This window comes from Pseudomonas sp. 2725 (assembly GCF_050434585.1).
GTDB classification, from domain to species: domain Bacteria; phylum Pseudomonadota; class Gammaproteobacteria; order Pseudomonadales; family Pseudomonadaceae; genus Aquipseudomonas; species Aquipseudomonas jessenii.
In genome coordinates, this window is record NZ_JBNDIV010000013.1 from 61424 (window position 1) to 79174 (window position 17751).

Sequence of the window (17751 nt, forward strand, 5' to 3'; positions counted from 1 at the left end):
GGGGCTGCTGCGCAGCCCTACGGGGGCAAGCCCCCTCGCCACAACTCAGAGCTGCCACACCTCGGCATTCACAAAAAACGCCCGGGCATTATCCTCCAGGCTCTCCAGGTGATACCCGCCCTCCTGCACAATCAGGCACGGCAACCCGAGGCTGCGAATGCGCTCACCGAGCACGGCAAACCCTTCGCGGGTCACCGCTACTTTGCTTTGCGGGTCCAGCTCGAAAATATCGAAGCCCAGGGACAGCACCAGCACCTCGGCGCCGAAGTCCTTCACCGCCTTCAGCGCTACTTCCAATTGCCCGAGAAAAACCGCCTCGCTGGCGCCATGGGCCATCGGCAGGTTGAGGTTGAAACCCTCGCCTGCACCGACACCACGCTCTTCGGCAAAACCTGCGACGCCCGGATAGAAGTTGGTCGGATCGCCGTGCACCGACACGTAGAGCACGTCATCGCGGTCGTAGAAAATCTCCTGAATACCCTGGCCGTGGTGCATGTCGGTATCCAGCACCGCTACCCGCGAAAAACCGGCGCGCAATACCTGCGCCGCCACCGCCGCGTTGTTCACATAACAGAAACCACCCGCCGCTTCGGCCCGGGCGTGGTGACCCGGTGGCCGGCACAGGGCATAGGCTGCCGGCTCGCCATCGAGCAAAGCCCGGGCACCGGCGATGGCGCTTTGCGCCGACCAGTAGGCCGAACGCCAGGTCTGCTCGCCCACCGGGCAACTGCCATCGGCCAGATAGCGCGCCGCTTGCGCGAGAATTCCGCGCAGGGCATTGGGTTCGCGGACAAAGATGTTCGACATCACCTCGTCGCCCCAATCCTCGGGAATCTCTTTCCAGCGCTGATGGGCTTCCTGCAGGAACGCCAGGTACGGTGCCCCATGCACCGCCAGCAGCGGAGCGAGACCGGCATCGGCCGGTTGTTCAACGGTAAAACCCAACGCGTGAGACGCCTGCACCAGGCGCTGCGCACGCTCCGGCACTTCCTGCGGCGTACGCATCTGGCCACGGGAATAGTAGCTGCGTGGATGGTGGAGCAATTGTTCGGGATGGAAAAAACTGCGCATGGAGTGAATACCTGTCAGTTAACGTAGATCCTGGAATCGAGCACGCCCAAATGTGGGAGCGGGCTTGCTCGCGAAGAGGGGGGGTCAGTCGACATCAATGTTGTTTGACACGACGCCTTCGCGAGCAAGCCCGCTCCCACATGGGAATTGTGTTTATTCAACGATTACTGCGCGGGCCAACACGGCATTGAGCAACACATCGGTGCCCTGGCGCACATCCTCGGGCAGCACATCTTCCGCTTCGTTATGGCTCAGGCCGCCCACGCACGGGATGAACACCATCGCTGTCGGGCAGTACCGCGCCAGGTGGATCGCATCATGTCCGGCGCCGCTGACAATCGATTGCTGAGCGTAGCCCAGGGCGTCCACGGCCTGTTGCACCGCCGCCACGCAGCCCACGTCGAACGGCGTCGCCGGGCTGATCCAGTGCGGGGTGATCGCCAGTTTCAAACCGCGAGCGTCGGCAATCGCCTGAAGCCGCGCACGGACCTGTTGTTCCATGGTCTCGATGGTTTCATCACGGTGATGACGCAGGTCGACGGTGAAGTTCACCAGCCCCGGAATGGTGTTGCGCGACGATTTGTTGATGCTCAATTCACCGACCGTGGTCAGGCCTTCGGGGGCGAAGTCCGCCGCCAGGCCTTCGATGGCCTGGATCATCTGCGCCACGCCGTACAAGGCGTCCTTGCGCAGCGGCATAGGCGTGGTGCCGGCGTGGGCCGCCATGCCTTCGACCCGTACGTCGAGCCAGCGAATCGCCTGGCCGCCACTGACGACGCCGATGCTCTTGGCGTTGTCTTCGAGGATCGGCCCTTGCTCGATGTGGGCTTCAAAGTACGCATCCACCGCGCCGCCGAACGGGCGCTCGCCGGCATAACCGGTACGTTGCAGCGCCTCGGCGACGCTGATCCCATCGATATCGCGCACCGCCAGCGCAGCGTCCAGATCCATGATCCCGGTGAACACCGCCGAGCCGAACATGGCCGGGGTGAAGCGTGCGCCTTCTTCGTTGGTCCACACCGCCACTTCCAGCGGCTTGCGGGTCTGGATGCCCAGATCGTTCAGGCAGCGCACCACTTCCAGGCCGGCGAGCACGCCGTACACGCCGTCGAAACGCCCGCCTTCGGGCTGGGTGTCGAGGTGGCTGCCCATCATCACCGGCGCGGCATCAGGATCGGTGCCGGCGCGGCGGGCAAACAGGTTGCCGATGGCATCCACGCTCAGGGTCATGCCGGCTTCGCGGCACCAGTGGGCAAAGAGTTCCCGACCGGCCTTGTCCTCGTCGCTCAGGGCCAGGCGGCAGCTGCCGCCACGGGCGGTGGCGCCGATTTCGGCCATCGCCATCAGACTCGCCCAGAGGCGTTCGCCATTGATCTTCAACATGTGTTTCTCCAGGAAAATTCAGGGGTCAGGCCTTGGCCAGTTCCAGGCGTTCAGCGCTGGCATGCCGACGGGCAAGGGACAGCACACACAGCAGCGAAGTCGCGGCGATCAGGCTGTAGAACACCGCCATCGGCCACCACTGGCCGACGAACCTGTGTGCCAGCAGCGTGCCGATCAGTGGCGTCAGGCCACCGGCCACAGCGCCGCAAATCTGGTACGCCAGAGAGATCGCGGTGTAGCGCACACGGGTCTCGAACATGCCGCTGACGTAGCCGGCGATCACCGCGTAGAACGACGCCATGCACACCACCGCCAACGCAATGCCGAGGATGATCAGCGGCGCCTGGGCCGAACTGACCAGCACGAACATCGGGTACGGCGAAGCCATCGCCAGCAGCGACACCAGGCACAGGAAGCGGGTGGCGCCAATCTTCTCGGCGACCCAGGCCGCCAGCGGTTGGATGCAGAACTGGATGATCGCGACGACAAACAGACACTCAAGGATCAGCGAGCGCGGCAGTTCCAGTTGCTGAGTGGTATAGGCGATCATGAAGGTGTTGGTGAAATACACCCCGGCGATCCCCAGGGTGTTGGCGCCGATGCACAGCAACAATGGACGCCACGCGGTGCGCAGCACTTCCATGACCGGCGCCTGCTCCTTGCGTTTGTTTTTGCTCGCCAATTCGCGGCTGGCAAGAAACTCCGGCGACTCATTGACCCCCAGGCGAATCGCCAGGCCCACCAGCAGCAACAGCGAACTGGCGAGGAACGGCAGGCGCCAGCCCCAGCTCATCAGGTCTTCTTCCGGCAGACGGGTGACGGCGCTGAAGGCCAGCAGCGACAGGATCAAACCCGCCGGGCTGCCCAGTTGCGCAAACGAGGCGAAGAAATTGCGCCGGCCTTTCGGCGCATGCTCGCCGGCCATCAACACCGCCCCGCCCCACTCGCCACCCACGGCAATGCCCTGGACGATGCGCAACAGAATCAGCAGCACCGGGGCAGCGGCGCCGATTTGCGCGTAAGTCGGCAGCAAGCCGATGCACACCGTGACCACGCCCATCATCAACAAGGTGATGATCAGCGACTTCTTGCGGCCGATGCGGTCACCGATATGACCGAAGACAATCCCGCCCAACGGCCGCGCAAAGAAACCCACGGCGAAGGTGCCGAAAGCGGCCATGGTGCTGAACAGCTTGTCGTCCGAGGGGAAGAACAGCGCACCGAATACCAGCGCGGCGGCGGTGGCGTAGATATAAAAGTCGTACCACTCGATCATGGTGCCAATGAAGGCAGCGGCGGCCGCACGGCGCGGCTGGGACGAAGCTTGAGGCTTCATGGGTCGGGCTCCTTTGGTTATTTTTCTGGCAGGAGAGAAACGGCAAATCCGCGGCGCTCTGGCGGCGCCGGTCTGGGGATGATTTTTCGTTCCGGGACCATGATTAGTCAATTTTCTATTTATTATTCGAAGTATTACTTAAGCTTATAATTGAGAGCGACAGTCGAACGCGGTGTGCAACGCACAGGCGTTGAGCAGAATGTAAACGTGGGTCTGCAATGTCAGTTACAGGTCGCGGCTCTTCTCGACAGGCAGCAATCGATCAAAAGCGAACCCTTATCGGCCTGGGGTCGCTTAGGACTCTTCAAAATGATGCCGCAACAATGGCATCTCTCGCTAATAGCCAACGTAGACAGGTTCTCGCCCAGAAAACCCCTTCCGGCCAGCGCTATAAGTAGCAAGCTATTTGTTAATGAAAGTCTGAAGTATTCATTTGAACTTTCAGATTCTTTCAGTGCGCGGCCTGTGCCTAACATCGACTCCACAGCGAACCAGCCTCTTGGCAGTCTGGCTCCGTCGAAGTGCATTTGCAGTAGGCCTTGGGATTTTTGAGGATCACCGATGAAGCTGGAAATTTTTCGCACGCTGTGGGGTTACACCGCCAGCAAGGCTCAGGCACTCGAGGAGTTGCTGCAAGCGGGCTTTGATGGCATGGAAGCACGCCTGCCACTGGACGCCCGTGAACGGACCGAGTTTGGCGCCTTTCTCCAGGCCAATCGCCTGGGCTATATCAGCACAGTCTTCACCGCGTATGACGTGCTGCCGGACCAGTCGGCGTCCCCCGCCATTCACCTCAATGACCTCGACCAGAAACTCGCCTGGGCCGCTGAACTCGGCCCACGCTTCGTCAACGTGCTGGCGGGCAATGACCGCTGGTCCTTGCCACAGCAAGTGGAGTTTTTCGGCCAGGCGCTGGATCTGGCGCGCAAGCACGGCCAGGTCTGCAGTTTCGAAACCCACCGTTCGCGTTCGCTGTTCAACCCCTGGGTGACCCTGGAGTTGATCCGGCAACTGCCCGATCTGTTGTTCACCAGTGACATCAGCCACTGGGTCGTGACCTGCGAACGCCTGTTGAATGACCCGGCCGATGACCTGAGCGCTTTCATCGAGCGGGTTCACCATATCCAGGCCCGGGTCGGTTACGACCAGGGCCCGCAGGTTCCGCACCCGGCGGCCCCCGAATATGCAAGGGAACTGGCCTTCCACCAGCAGCACTGGGAAAGCATCTGGCGCTCGCAGCAAGCCCGCGGTTACCAGGTCAGCACCCTGACCCCGGAATTCGGCGCCGACGGCTACCTGCATCATTTGCCCTTCACCAATGTCCCGGTCGCCGACCTGTGGTCGTTGAACGTGTGGATGGGCCAGACCGAGCGCGAACACTTCGACCGTTTCAGCCACTCAAGCCATCCTTAGGGAGCCGATGCGTCATGCCTGACAATAAAAACAACAGCGCCAGCACTGACACACACAAAGCCAACTTCAACAGCATCCCGGTGGTCAATATCGCCGGTCTGTTCAGCGTTGAACTGGAACACCGCCTGGCCGTGGCCGAACAATTGGGGCGCGCCGCCAGCGAGGTCGGGTTCCTCTACATCACTGATCACGGTATCGACCCGCAACTGATCGCCAACCTGCGCCAGGCGGCCAAGGACTTTTTCGACCAGCCCTTCGACACCAAGATGCAGCACTACATCGGCACCTCCCAAACCCACAAGGGATTTGTGCCCGAAGGCGAAGAGGTCTATTCCAAGGGCAAGCCGGACCACAAGGAAGCCTTTGACGTCGGCTTCGAAGTCCCGGCCGATGACCCGCTGGTGCTGACCAACACGCCATTGCTGGGGCCCAATGACTGGCCGCAGCTGCAAGGTTTCAAGGCGTCGGTGCAGGCCTACTATGAAGCCATCTTCGCCTTGGGCCGGCGCCTGTTCGGCGGCTTCGCCCTGACCCTGGGCCTGGAAGAAAACTACTTCGACAGCCTGGTCACCCGTCCGCCGTCCAAGCTGCGCCTCATCCACTACCCCTTCGACGGTGCCGCCCATGACGCACCGGGTCTTGGAGCCCATACTGATTACGAGTGTTTCACCATCCTTTTGGCCGACAAACCAGGCCTTGAGGTGATGAACAACCTTGGCCAATGGATCGATGCACCACCGATTGCCGATGCCTTTGTGGTCAACATCGGCGACATGCTGGAAGTGATGACCGCAGGCGCATTCGTAGCCACCGCGCACCGGGTGCGCAGCGTGAAGGAGGAGCGTTATTCCTTTCCGCTGTTTTATGCCTGCGACTATCACACCCAGATCAAACCACTGCCCGGGTTCGCACAGGCAGGCAACGACTACGAAGAAATCACCATCGGCGAACACATGTATGGCCAGGCGCTGCAGACCTATCAGTATCTGCGCCAGAGGGTGGCCAACGGGGAAGTTCAACTGCCAGGCAAGGCACGCAAGCCCGCCAGTTTCGGACATTTGAAAAATCAGGCTCAACCGTCCTGATTGAAGTTTTCAGCTAACCCCCTACCTACGCCGGAGTCAGTACATCATGAAAAACAATAAGAAGAACCTTTTGAGCCTGGCTGTGTTGGCAGCCGGTATGTTCGGTGCCTCGGTGAGCATGGCCGCGGCAGACACGTTCAAGGTCGGCATGGAGATCACCTACCCTCCCTTTGAGTCCTATGACAAGGACAAAAACGTGGTGGGTTCGGACCCCGAACTGGCCACGGCACTGGCCAAGCACATGAACGCCAAGGTGGAGTTCGTCGACACCAAGTTCCCGAGCCTGATCCTGGGCTTGAACTCCGGCAAGTACGACGCAGTCATTTCCGGCATGTACATCACGCCTGAGCGTCAGACTCAGGCCCAGACCATCGCCTACGCCAACACCGGTGCCGCGGTCATGGTGCCCAAGGGCAGCGAGATCAATGCGAAGAAGCCTGAAGACCTGTGCGGCCTGAAACTGGGCCTGGAACAGGGCACCACCTGGGTCAAGGAATTCAAGAAGCTCTCCGACGACTACTGCGTGCCGAACAACAAAGGCGCCATCACCGTCAGCGAGTACCCTTCGGCCCCCGAAGTGACCCAGGCCTTGTTGTCCAGGAACATTCAGGCCCAGGTTGAAATCGCCGGCGCGGCAAAAATGATCGCGGAAAAGACCAACGGCCGGGTAGTGATCACCACCGAGCATCCGATTTATCAGCAAACCCTGGGCATCTTCGTCAAAAAAGGTAACGACGAAACCTTCCAGGCCGTGCAAAAGGCCTTCGAGGAGAGCAAAAAGAGCGGTGAATACGCCGCAATTCTCCAGAAATATGGCTTGGAAGAACCGACTGCCAATTAAGAACCTGTCCTTGTAGTCTGGTCATCTGCCTCCCCTGCACCGGGGCGGCAGATCGAGGTGCCCCATGCAATTCGATTGGTCATATTTCCTGTCCCTGTTCTCCCTGCCGGACTTCTGGAAGGCCTGCGTAACGGTGGTCCAGCTCAGCGCCCTGGCCTGGTTCATCGGCATGCTGCTGGGTTTTGTCCTGGCCACGGCCAAGCTGTCCCACACGCCCTTGCTGCGCATTCCCGCAGCGGTCTACATCTGGTTCTTCCGCAGCATTCCGTTACTGGTGCTGGTGGTCTTCGTCTACAACCTGCCGCAATTGTTTCCCGGTAGCGGACCGATTCTGTCCAACCCCTTCTACTCGGGCCTGCTGGCCCTGGTGGTCACCGAAGCGGCGTACATGGCGGAAATCCATCGTGGTGGCCTGATCTCCGTGGCCAAAGGCCAGAAGGAAGCCGGGCGCGCCCTGGGTGTCGGCCTGTTCGGCATGCAACGCTTGATCGTGATCCCCCAGGCATTCCGTATTTCGCTGCCCACGCTGATCAATGAATACATCACGGTGGTCAAGCTGACATCGCTGGTCTCGGTCATCTCCCTGACCGAAATCCTCACGGTCGGCCAACGCCTCTATGCCACCAACTTTCTGGTCATGGAAACCCTGGCGGCAGTAGGCGTCTATTACGTGTTGATCGTCACCGTGTTCGGTTTTTTCCTGCAGCGCCTGGAGCGCTACCTGGACCTGAACTTCCGCAAGCCTCACACACTCGACGCGGCCGCCATAGCCAACTTCAGGGCCAGCGCCGAAGCGTTGCCCGACACTGCGCGCAAAGCGGCAGGCAACAATGCGACGCCCATCCTGCAACTGAAGAACATCCAGAAAAGCTATGGCACCCACAAGGTGCTGCTGGGTATCGACCTGAATGTCGAATACGGCCAGGTGGTCTCGGTCATCGGGCCATCCGGCTCCGGCAAGACGTCGCTGATTCGCACCGTCAACGGCCTGGAAACCATCGATACCGGCGACATTCTGTTGTTCGGCGAAAAATTCATCGAAGCGTCGGACAAACCCAACAGCACCCGCCTGCGCAAAGGCGTGCGGCACATCGGCATGGTGTTCCAGAACTTCAACCTGTTCCCGCACCGCACCATTCTCGACAACGTCACCCTGGCGCCCCGTTACCATGGCCAGCCGGGCGAGCTGAGCGAACATCGTGCCTATGCGCTACTGGACAAGGTCGGCCTGCTGGCCCATGCCCACAAGTACCCGCACCAGCTCTCCGGTGGGCAGCAACAGCGTGTGGCGATCGCTCGAGCCCTGGCGATGGAACCGCAGATCATGCTGTTCGACGAGCCGACCTCGGCCCTCGACCCGGAACTGGTCAACGACGTGCTGAACGTGATCCGCGACCTGGCCAAAGAGGGCATGACCATGCTGATCGTGACCCACGAAATGGACTTTGCCATGTCGATATCCGACCGGGTCGTATTCATGGAGAACGGTAATATCCAACTGGATGCCGCACCTGAAACCATACGATGCGATGCCGAAGGAGAACGAGTGCGGCGCTTCATGGGCATCAGTGCTCGATCGCCAAGCCGGTCTGCAACGGTGGATCATGCATGAATAGGCAACCACTTTCTTTGAGCATTCTTATTTCAGGAAAACGCACATGAATCTGGGAATAGCAGGACGCTGGGCGCTGGTATGCGCCGCCAGCAAAGGTCTGGGCAAAGCCTGCGCGCAGGCACTCGTCCATGAAGGCGTGAACGTGGTGATCACCGCACGCGGCGAGCACACGCTCAATGAAACAGCCCGTGAGCTCAGAGCGCTAAATCCTGAAGTGACGGTCATCGCCGTAGCCGGAGACATTTCGACGGCCGAGGGTCGGGCGGCAGCGCTCATGGCCCATGAGCATTTCGATATCTTGATCAACAACGCTGGAGGCCCTCCCCCCGGGGATTTTCGCGAATGGAATCGCGACGCCTGGCTCAAGGCGCTGGATGCCAACATGCTGACGCCTATCGAGTTGATCAAGGCAACGGTAGACGGTATGGCGGCACGTGGATTTGGTCGAATCATCAACATCACGTCGAGTGCCGTGAAGTCCCCTATCGAAAGCCTGGGCCTGTCCAATGGCGCGCGCAGTGGTCTGACAGGTTTTATCGCAGGGCTTGCCCGGCAAGAAAACATCGCCAGTCGCAATGTGACGATCAACAACCTGCAACCAGGCTCATTCGACACCGATCGACTGCGTGACAACCTGGTCGCTGCTGCCCAGGAGACGGGGCAGGACAGCGAGGAATTCCTTGGCCAATGCCGTAGCGAAATTCCTGCCAAACGCTTCGGCTCACCCGAAGAGTTCGGTGCGCTGTGTGCCTTCGTTTGCAGCAACCATGCGGGCTACCTGACCGGGCAGAACCTGTTGATCGATGGAGGGGCCGTTCGCTCCAGCCAATAATGGGCTAGGGTTATGCAGGTATACCTGGGCAATCAGGCTGGAGTTCGTGGCCTCGCCCGGGTGAGTATTGCTGATCAGGGTTTACGCGCAATGATCACCTGACTTTTCGCCACCACGGCATCCAGCGCCTGCTTGATCTGTGCGCCCCGTGGCGAAGCCAGGATCGCCTGCCAGGTATCCGCCCAGTGGTTGAGCAACGGATGGTCCGGGTTGCTGAAATCGACCTTGGCTTCCCAGAACAACAGCATCCACATCGACCAGTAGAACCCGTACTGGCTGTGGCTGATCACTTCCAGGCCGGCATCGCTGACCATGGCCTTGAACTGCTCTTCGCTGATGATGCGGATGTGGTTGGGCTTCTGAAAATACTCGGCCGCCGCGATATCTTTTTGCAAGTCCTCGGAGCTGGGGTGCGGGACGCTCAGCAGATACAACGCGCCCGGTTTGCCGACGCGTACCAGTTCAGCGAGGAACTGCGCCGGATCGTCCACGTGTTCGATGACCTCGGTCGACACCACCCGCGTGGCGGTCGCATCGGCAATCGGTAGCGGGTTGCAGTCGGTGACATGGCATTCGACGTCGCGGGCCGGTGTATCGCTCAGGCGCAGGCGGGTCGCTTCAACCTTGGCCGCGTCGATATCGGCGATGATGATCTTCGCCCCGCGCATCCCGCAGAAATGCACGTTGCCACCGTCGCCGCAGCCAACATCCAGCAGCGTGTCCTCGGGGGTCACCGGGAATCCGCTGAACAGTTCTCCGGTCTGCTGATTGAACCAGCCGCTGAGCATCGCATCGTGCAGGCCGAGCATGTAAGGGTCGACTTTCTCCGCCACTGGCGCCGCGGGCGGGGTCTCTGGCTGCACAGGCGCGGGCGTGCCCGCCGTGAGTTTCTTCAAAAGGCTCAGCATGAGGTGGCTCCAGAGGATGTGACGGCTGTTCGGGAAGTGCCCAGGCGTTTGACCAGCGAGGCGCCGCGATTGCGCATGGGCATTTCGATGACGCGATAGTTGAGTTCGCTCAGCAGCACGATCAGGCCGCCAGCCATCAGCAACATCAAGATCGGATGGCCAGCCGGACTGGGCAGCCCGGCAGCCTGCAAACGGAAAATGAATTCACGAACCAGCAAATAGGCCGGGATATGGATCAAGTAAATCCCGTAGGAACGGCTGCCGACCCACGTCATCAGGTTTTTGAACACGCCGCGCGGCAACAGGTAATCGCGGTTGTAAGAAGCGATCCAGACCAGCAGCGCGCACAGCACCGCAATCACGCCGATCCGGTAAGAGGTGAAGGTGAAACGATCCGTTGCCAGGAAGCTGAGCAGCAACGACAGCGCGATCAATGCGGCAACGCCCGCCCATGGACGACGCAAGAATTTTGGCTCCCAGCGCAGGTACGACGGTTGTGTACTCCACATCGCCAACAGCACGCCAAGGGCCAGCGCATCGGTGCGCACTACCATCAGGATCGGTGTACGCAAGGTGAACAATTGCACCGCAACCAGCGCCAGTAACGCCCACACCAGGTGCTTGCGAAACAGCACGATCATCAACGGAAACAGCAGGTAGAACTGCTCTTCCAGCGACAGGCTCCAGTACACGAAGCTGGTGCCGTACTCGTAGTGATAAAAACTGTCGGCAAAGCGGAAATTGGCGTATTGGGCGATGCCGGCCAGGGTCGCCTGAATGTTCGCGTGCAGGGTGCCGAACGCGCCGGAGCGGTTGAGAAAAAGGCACGCCAGCAACATCAGCGCCAGCCATAACCAGGCTGAAGGGAGCAATCGAAAGGCCCGTCTCAACCAGAAATTACGCGTCTGTTGCCAATATTCCTGACGCGTTGTGCAACGGCGCAAGGCCGGGATCAGGCTGCGGGCAATGACGAAGCCCGAGATCGCGAAAAACAGATCCACGCCCCACCACGGCTGACCGTACAGCGTGATGGCTTGCAACAACGGCACGGTCGCCGCGAACAGGCTGTCCTGCAGGTGATGAAACAGCACGCCGAGCACCGCAATGCCGCGCAGCAACTCGATGTCCATGATCCGTTTTTCGTTGCTCATGCGTCCTCCTGGACATGAGGTTTGCGAGCAATGATCACCTGGCTCTTGGGCATGAACTGATCCAGCATCTGCTTGATCGCCAACCCGTCGGGCTGGGCCAGCAAGTCCTGCCAGGTTTTCGCCCAGCTCTCCATCAGCGGCGGATACGGCGCCTGAATCCGGTCGCGAACCGCGCCACCCAATTCACGCCCGGCAGCCCGTTCGCTGGCCCAGAAAAAAATCATGCCCATGACCCAGAAAAAACCGGACGCCTGGCGATGCTCGATGACCAGGCCCGCGTCTTCCACCAGCGCGGCGAATCGCTCGGGGCTGAAAATCTGTACGTGATTGGGCGATTGGAAATAGCTGGCCGGAGCGATGCCTTTCTGCAAATGTTCGCCTACCGGGGACGGTACGCTCAGCAGGTACAGCGCGCCGGGGCGACCCATGCGCACCAGTTCGGCCATGAAGGGTTCTGGCTGATCGATGTGTTCCAGTACTTCCATGCACACGACTTTGCTGGCGCAGCCCTCGGCCAATGGCAGCGGCAAACTGTTGCTGACCAGCCCCAGGCTCGGCTTGTCTGATTGCGCCGCCACTTGTCGGGCAAGCTCGCGGACCTTGTCGTGTTCACTGTCGGTGAAAATCACCGAAGCGCCCTGGCGGACCGCGAACAAAGTCGCCACGCCTTCACCGCAGCCAACATCCAGCAAGGTGTCGTCGGCGGTGATGGCAAACCCCTTGAGCAATTCACCGCTGTCGCCGAGAAACCAGCCGTCGAGCAGGGCATCGTACAAACCGATGTCCCTGGGCGAGACCCGCGTTTCTGGAGGGGCGACCGCTACCGGTGCGGGCCGCAACTTCGCAAGCAGGCGCCGAATCATGTGCCCGACGCTTGTGCGCAGTTTGCTTCACGCCGTTGCAGCAACTGCTCGAACACCGCCTTCAGGCGCTGTTCGGCAACGGCCTGGCTGCAGAACCCCTGAAGGCTGCGCACGGCATGGGCCGACATTCGCTGATAGCGCTCGACGTCCTGCCTGGCGACGTCATGGCTGGCGGAAAATGCCGTACACAGTGAGTCCCAATCCGTGACGTAACGCAGGGTACGATACGCTGCGCGAGGATCGTGGGGCCAGGATGTCAGTTCGTCGGTGCCTTCGACGATGAACGCGTTGTCACGGTCGATGTAGTCGGCCATGGCGGTGTTCAGCGGCGCAATGGCCGGCTTGCCGCAGGACATGAACTCCATCAACGGCAGGCATTGCCCTTCGCCGTAGGAGCAGTTGACGACGTAACTGGTGGCCTCGACCAGGCGCTCGTAGTCGATGTCGGACAGAAAGCCGTGGATCAGCACAATGCGGCACTGGTAGGACTGATTCTTGTAGACGTGGTGCAGCATGTCGTTCAAAGCGTTGGCGATGTCATGGTGCGTGAGCTTGAGCACCAGGGTCGCGTCGGGCGTGTCGCGAAAGGCAGTGCAAAATGCACTGATCATGTCCTTCCAGTTCTTGCGTCCGTCGTAGGGATTGAATACCGAGGTGTAGACCACGCCCTCGAGCACCAGCTCACAATCGCGCGGCGGTTGGTCGAAGGCGATCGGCGTGCCTTCGCGCAAACGTTCGGGGCCGTAGGGGCGCAAGTCCGTGGTACGACTGTCGATCAACAGCCCGCGCAGGTTCAGGCGCGTGGGGCCCACGACCGGACGCTTGTCCAGAAGCTCGCCACGGGCGGCAAAACGGTCCCAGACAGGTGCTGCGATAGCACTGATCGGGTAATCGGGGCCCATCACATCGCGTACGGCATTCACGGTAAAACTGGAGTGGGTGATCGCCGTCCCGCAGGAACCCAACACCGTCCGCCAGTCATGCCGTGGTTCGCCCTGCCAGCTCTCGGTGGGAATGGTGCTGAACTCCCAGGCGAACACCGGAATCGTCGGGCACGCGTAGTGGACCGGCGTGCGATGCGGCGGGGAGAAGGACAGGAACACGCAGTCTTCGCCCCGGCTCAGGCAATCGAAATACAACCGATCGACCAGCTCGTCCGGGTTGCTGACCTCGATCACCTGCCCCAGCCGTTCGAGCACCGGGCGGAATTCCTTGAGGACGAAGTAATAGCTGTACTCGGGCCGCCCAAGATTCTGCTGGATGTTGCTCTTGTTGGTTTCCGAATGAATGATGATCAGCACGATGCAGCCCCCGTTTCGGCAACCACCGGCACGACGTCACGGGCAGGTTCCTGTTTGAAGAACAGCGCCAGCCGCTGCTGCACCGGCGCGAAGCTGCAGTACTGGTGCATGCGTTCGCTGGCCGCGTCCGCCATGGCCTGCCAGGCGTCCGGCTGATTTTTTGCCATCGCGTAGCTGTTCTCATAAGCCGTTTTCAACGACCCCCAGTCCGGACGGTGGCGCAATGTGCGGTACAGGATGCGCGCGTCTTCCGGCCAGATCGTCGGCTCCTGGCTGGACTTGACGATGAAAGCCACACGCTCGTCGATGTAGTCGCGCATCGCCGTGTGGTTCGGGGCGATGACAGGCCGGGCGCAGGACATGAACTCCATCAGCGGCAGGCACAAGCCTTCGCAACGTGAAGCGTTGACGTAGTAACTCGCCGCGCCATAAAGCCGGGCGAACTGCTCGTCCTGCAGATAACCGTGCATGACCACCACGCGACAGGCGAAGGGCGAGAGCTGGGACAGCAAGGTCATGAGCTCGACGTAATAGGTCGACAGGTCGTTCTGGGTCATCTTCAACACGAGCGTGGCGTCTTGCACATCACGCAACGCCCAGCAGAACGCCGTGATCAGGTGATGCCAGTTCTTGCGACCATCATCGGGGTTGAACACGCTCACGTAGATGACGCCATCGACCTCGATTTCCACCGTTTCGCTGGTGTCGGGGTAAGCCGCCTGCGGATGTTCGTCCTGCACGGAAGCTTTGCTGATTGCCGGCTCATCCGGCGCGGGCGCCTCGCTGATGACAGGTTCATCCGCCACGGGCGCTTCGCTGACTGCGTGTTCAACCGGCAACACTTGAGGTGTCCGAAATCTGGCCAGCCATGGGCGAACCGCATCCGGCACCAGATCGCGAACGGCTTCGCGATACCACAACAGCAGGTAATGTCTGGTTATGAAGAGGCGTCGACGCAGGGTCAACGGCGGCACCGGAGGTTCAGGTTCAGGTTCAGGCTCGGGTTCGGGTTCGGGTTCGGGTTCCGGCTCGGACTCGGGCTCGGCGATTTCCTGCGGCGGTTGCTCGATGATCGGCGCGATCAAACCATCGGCGGACAACCCCATCGAGCGGCTGTCCAGGATGCAACCCTTGATCTGCAACGTGGCACCCGCGTTCACCGGCGTACCGGGATATTGCTGGCGGATGTCGGCGAAGCGTTCCCACAAAGGCGTCGGCAGCACCAGCACCGGGAAGTCATCGCCCAGGGTCCGGCGGATGGCTTCGGCGGTGTGGGTGGACAAGGTGATCACTCGCCCCAGACGTGCCAGTGTCTGGCTCCAGTCCTGACGCGGATCGTTGTCCCAGTGCTCGGCGGGAATGGTATCGAACTCCCAGGCGACCACGCACACCATCGGGCATTGCAAGTCGGTGGGGGTCTTGTGCGGTGGCGCGAACGAAATGAACAGGCAGTCCTGACCGGCCTGCTGCAACTGCCGATACAGCGGATCGACCTCGGCGGCCGATGACACCACATGCACCGGCCCGAGGCTTTCAAAGAGCGGTCGATACGCCTTGAGCACGAAGTAGTAACTGTACTCGGGACGGCCGAGACTCTGGCTGATGGAGCTGTCGTTGACGTCGGAGTAAAGAATAAAATTCATGGCATCCCACGGTGACACCGCCATCCCGGCAGCCTCACGCTATGACGGGGAGGATACGGTTCGAGTCCGTGTTTACTGGCGCTCGTCCATCGTCTTCCTGCCCGTCTTCGTTCTTGTTTTAGTGGTCAGTTTCTCGCAGTTTCGAAGCGACGCTGCCGAACCCCGGGTAATCGTGACGAGGGGCATTCTAACCACATCCGTTGAGGATTCGTGAACCGCCCGACGAGAATAAATCAGGCTACGCAGACGAGAACTGATCAGTCACGGTTGGACCTGTTGAAATTGCCGAGCAAATGGCACAGATTGGCTACCAAACAACTACAACAAAACATTTCATCTGTCTTACGAGCGATCCTGTTGATTCGTGAGACCCTTCCATTAAGCCAGTAGGAAATGGATGAAATGTATGACCGGGGGTCGCTGTTGAAAAAACGTCTGTTTGTCACGGGTCTGACTGGATTCGTAGGACAACACATCCAATCGCGTTTGCAGGCTGACGCCTCGGAATGGGAACTGCTGCCTGTTCCCGGCCGCTACGATCTTGCCGCGCCGGACAGCCTCGAAGGCTTGTGGCCGGTCATGCCCGATGCGGTGATCCACCTGGCCGGCCAGACGTTCGTCCCGGAGGCTTTTCGTGATCCGACCGGTACCCTGAATATCAATCTGCTGGGCACCCTGAACCTGCTGCAGGCCCTCAAGGCGCGCGGCTTCAGCGGCACGTTCCTGTACGTCAGCTCCGGCGATGTCTATGGCCAGGTCGCTGAAGAGCATCTGCCCATCACTGAATTGCAACCACCCTGCCCGCGCAATCCCTATGCCGTCAGCAAACTGTCGGCGGAGTTCCTGAGTTTGCAATGGGGCCTGAGCGAAGGCTGGCCCGTACTGGTCGCCCGCCCGTTCAACCACATCGGTACCGGGCAGAAAGACAGCTTCGTCATCGCCAGCGCCGCACGTCAGATCTGCCGGATCAAGCAAGGACTGCAAGGGCCACAACTGGAGGTCGGGGACATCGACGTCACGCGCGATTTCCTCGATGTCGGGGACGTGGTCTCGGCCTACCTGGCATTGCTGGAAAAAGGTACGCCGGGGCAGGTCTACAACATTTGCTCGGGGCGCGAGCAGAGCATTCGCAGTTTGATCGAACAACTGGCAGATCTTGCCCAGGTCGATCTGCAACTGGTCCAGGACCCTGCGCGACTTCGCCGCGCGGATCAGCGACGTGTGTGTGGCAGCCCTGCCAGGCTGACCCAAACCACCGATTGGAAGCCTGAAATCACAACACAACAATCCCTGCGGGCGATCCTGTCCGACTGGGAGAAGCGAGTACGACAAGAATGACTAAAAGTGCATTGATCACAGGTATCACCGGCCAGGATGGCGCTTATCTGGCGAAACTGTTGCTCGACAAGGGCTACAAAGTCCACGGCCTGGTGGCGCGTCGCAGCAGCGACTCGCGCTGGCGCCTGCGCGAGATGGGGGTCGAGGCGGACATCGTCTACCTGGACGGCGACATGGCCGATGCCTGTTCAGTGCAGCGCGCGGTGATCAAATCGGCGCCGGACGAGATCTACAACCTTGCCGCACAAAGCTTTGTCGCGGCTTCCTGGGATCAACCGGTGACCACCGGCATCGTCGACGGCCTGGGCGTTACCCACCTGCTCGAAGCGATCCGTCAGTTCAGCCCGCACACGCGTTTCTACCAGGCGTCCACCAGCGAAATGTTCGGCCTGATCCAGGCCGAGCAGCAGGACGAGAACACCCCCTTCTATCCGCGCAGCCCTTATGGCGTGGCCAAGCTGTACGGCCACTGGATCACCGTGAACTACCGCGAAAGCTTCAACCTGCACGCCAGCAGCGGCATTCTGTTCAACCATGAATCACCGTTGCGCGGCATCGAGTTCGTGACGCGCAAAGTCACCGACGCCGCCGCCCGCATCAAGCAGGGCAAGCAGCAGGAACTGTGCCTGGGCAACATCGACGCCAAGCGCGACTGGGGCTTTGCCGGGGACTACGTCGAAGCCATGTGGCTGATGCTGCAACAGGACAAGCCCGATGACTTCGTGGTGGCCACCGGCGTCACCACCACCGTGCGCGAGATGTGCCGGATCGCCTTCGATCACGTGGGCCTGAACTACCGCGACTTCGTGAAGATCGACCCGGCGTTCTTCCGCCCGGCCGAAGTCGAAGTGCTGCTCGGCAACCCGGCCAAGGCCCAGCGTGTGCTGGGTTGGAAACCAAAAACCGACCTGGATACCTTGATCCGCATGATGATGGATGCGGACATGAAACGCGTCGCCAAGGAGTAGGCC

The 17751-nt window shown here is 60.6% G+C and carries 15 protein-coding genes; 7 read left to right on the top strand and 8 right to left on the bottom strand.

What is annotated here, in order from left to right:
- Positions 1 to 45: 45 nt before the first annotated feature.
- From ABIE16_RS27565 to ABIE16_RS27575, 3 genes are all read right to left on the bottom strand, one after another.
- A complete protein-coding gene (locus tag ABIE16_RS27565) occupies positions 46 to 1071 on the bottom strand; it encodes a histone deacetylase family protein (RefSeq protein WP_429522347.1) in 1026 nt (341 codons plus the stop codon).
- Between the two features lie 153 nt (positions 1072 to 1224).
- Positions 1225 to 2454 (bottom strand): Zn-dependent hydrolase, encoded by a 1230-nt coding sequence (locus tag ABIE16_RS27570; RefSeq protein WP_429522348.1) that lies wholly within the window; start codon positions 2452 to 2454, stop codon positions 1225 to 1227.
- A gap of 25 nt (positions 2455 to 2479) precedes the next feature.
- Positions 2480 to 3790, bottom strand: coding sequence for an MFS transporter (locus tag ABIE16_RS27575; protein WP_057713914.1), 1311 nt, complete (start codon positions 3788 to 3790; stop codon positions 2480 to 2482).
- 561 nt (positions 3791 to 4351) lie between these two features.
- Here ABIE16_RS27575 and ABIE16_RS27580 point away from each other — a divergent pair.
- From ABIE16_RS27580 to ABIE16_RS27600, 5 genes are all read left to right on the top strand, one after another.
- The gene (locus ABIE16_RS27580; RefSeq protein ID WP_154908859.1) at positions 4352 to 5203 is read left to right on the top strand and encodes a sugar phosphate isomerase/epimerase family protein; all 852 of its coding nucleotides are present in this window, start codon (positions 4352 to 4354) and stop codon (positions 5201 to 5203) included.
- 14 nt (positions 5204 to 5217) lie between these two features.
- Positions 5218 to 6288: an isopenicillin N synthase family dioxygenase gene (locus ABIE16_RS27585; RefSeq protein WP_150814935.1), complete on the top strand. Its 1071-nt coding sequence runs from the start codon at positions 5218 to 5220 to the stop codon at positions 6286 to 6288.
- Between the two features lie 46 nt (positions 6289 to 6334).
- Positions 6335 to 7129: an ABC transporter substrate-binding protein gene (locus ABIE16_RS27590; protein WP_057713911.1), complete on the top strand. Its 795-nt coding sequence runs from the start codon at positions 6335 to 6337 to the stop codon at positions 7127 to 7129.
- Between the two features lie 64 nt (positions 7130 to 7193).
- Positions 7194 to 8741, top strand: a complete 1548-nt coding sequence (locus ABIE16_RS27595; RefSeq protein ID WP_429522349.1) for an amino acid ABC transporter permease/ATP-binding protein — start codon at positions 7194 to 7196, stop codon at positions 8739 to 8741.
- A 46-nt stretch (positions 8742 to 8787) separates the two neighbouring features.
- Positions 8788 to 9576 (top strand): SDR family oxidoreductase, encoded by a 789-nt coding sequence (locus tag ABIE16_RS27600; RefSeq protein ID WP_223504465.1) that lies wholly within the window; start codon positions 8788 to 8790, stop codon positions 9574 to 9576.
- Positions 9577 to 9650: 74 nt separating this feature from the next.
- On the opposite strand, the gene ABIE16_RS27605 is transcribed toward ABIE16_RS27600, so the two are convergent.
- The 5 genes from ABIE16_RS27605 to ABIE16_RS27625 are packed head-to-tail and all read right to left on the bottom strand — an operon-like array spanning position 9651 to position 15442.
- Positions 9651 to 10484: a class I SAM-dependent methyltransferase gene (locus ABIE16_RS27605; RefSeq protein ID WP_057713908.1), complete on the bottom strand. Its 834-nt coding sequence runs from the start codon at positions 10482 to 10484 to the stop codon at positions 9651 to 9653.
- The gene (locus ABIE16_RS27610) at positions 10478 to 11635 is read right to left on the bottom strand and encodes an acyltransferase family protein (protein WP_429522350.1); all 1158 of its coding nucleotides are present in this window, start codon (positions 11633 to 11635) and stop codon (positions 10478 to 10480) included. Before ABIE16_RS27610 ends, ABIE16_RS27605 begins: the two co-directional genes overlap by 7 nt.
- On the bottom strand, positions 11632 to 12498 hold the full coding sequence (locus ABIE16_RS27615) for a class I SAM-dependent methyltransferase (RefSeq protein WP_429522351.1): 867 nt from the start codon (positions 12496 to 12498) through the stop codon (positions 11632 to 11634). Before ABIE16_RS27615 ends, ABIE16_RS27610 begins: the two co-directional genes overlap by 4 nt.
- Positions 12495 to 13799, bottom strand: a complete 1305-nt coding sequence (locus tag ABIE16_RS27620) for a glycosyltransferase (RefSeq protein WP_429522352.1) — start codon at positions 13797 to 13799, stop codon at positions 12495 to 12497. The genes ABIE16_RS27615 and ABIE16_RS27620 overlap by 4 nt, the downstream gene beginning before the upstream one ends.
- Complete coding sequence (locus ABIE16_RS27625) at positions 13793 to 15442, bottom strand: glycosyltransferase (RefSeq protein WP_429522353.1); 1650 nt, start codon at positions 15440 to 15442, stop codon at positions 13793 to 13795. The genes ABIE16_RS27620 and ABIE16_RS27625 overlap by 7 nt, the downstream gene beginning before the upstream one ends.
- A gap of 423 nt (positions 15443 to 15865) precedes the next feature.
- Between ABIE16_RS27625 and ABIE16_RS27630 the strand changes: the two genes are divergently transcribed.
- Both ABIE16_RS27630 and gmd read left to right on the top strand, forming a co-directional pair.
- Positions 15866 to 16780, top strand: a complete 915-nt coding sequence (locus tag ABIE16_RS27630) for a GDP-mannose 4,6-dehydratase (protein WP_429522354.1) — start codon at positions 15866 to 15868, stop codon at positions 16778 to 16780.
- Positions 16777 to 17748, top strand: coding sequence for a GDP-mannose 4,6-dehydratase (gene gmd / locus ABIE16_RS27635; protein WP_057713902.1), 972 nt, complete (start codon positions 16777 to 16779; stop codon positions 17746 to 17748). Before ABIE16_RS27630 ends, gmd begins: the two co-directional genes overlap by 4 nt.
- The last annotated feature ends 3 nt before the right edge of the window (positions 17749 to 17751 follow it).

Coding starts and splice junctions, on each gene's coding strand:
- ABIE16_RS27565 (WP_429522347.1), bottom strand. CDS start 1,071: ATGCGCAGTTTTTTCCATCCCGAACAATTGCTCCACCATCCACGCAGC.
- ABIE16_RS27570 (WP_429522348.1), bottom strand. CDS start 2,454: ATGTTGAAGATCAATGGCGAACGCCTCTGGGCGAGTCTGATGGCGATG.
- ABIE16_RS27575 (WP_057713914.1), bottom strand. CDS start 3,790: ATGAAGCCTCAAGCTTCGTCCCAGCCGCGCCGTGCGGCCGCCGCTGCC.
- ABIE16_RS27580 (WP_154908859.1), top strand. CDS start 4,352: ATGAAGCTGGAAATTTTTCGCACGCTGTGGGGTTACACCGCCAGCAAG.
- ABIE16_RS27585 (WP_150814935.1), top strand. CDS start 5,218: ATGCCTGACAATAAAAACAACAGCGCCAGCACTGACACACACAAAGCC.
- ABIE16_RS27590 (WP_057713911.1), top strand. CDS start 6,335: ATGAAAAACAATAAGAAGAACCTTTTGAGCCTGGCTGTGTTGGCAGCC.
- ABIE16_RS27595 (WP_429522349.1), top strand. CDS start 7,194: ATGCAATTCGATTGGTCATATTTCCTGTCCCTGTTCTCCCTGCCGGAC.
- ABIE16_RS27600 (WP_223504465.1), top strand. CDS start 8,788: ATGAATCTGGGAATAGCAGGACGCTGGGCGCTGGTATGCGCCGCCAGC.
- ABIE16_RS27605 (WP_057713908.1), bottom strand. CDS start 10,484: ATGCTGAGCCTTTTGAAGAAACTCACGGCGGGCACGCCCGCGCCTGTG.
- ABIE16_RS27610 (WP_429522350.1), bottom strand. CDS start 11,635: ATGAGCAACGAAAAACGGATCATGGACATCGAGTTGCTGCGCGGCATT.
- ABIE16_RS27615 (WP_429522351.1), bottom strand. CDS start 12,498: ATGATTCGGCGCCTGCTTGCGAAGTTGCGGCCCGCACCGGTAGCGGTC.
- ABIE16_RS27625 (WP_429522353.1), bottom strand. CDS start 15,442: ATGAATTTTATTCTTTACTCCGACGTCAACGACAGCTCCATCAGCCAG.
- gmd (WP_057713902.1), top strand. CDS start 16,777: ATGACTAAAAGTGCATTGATCACAGGTATCACCGGCCAGGATGGCGCT.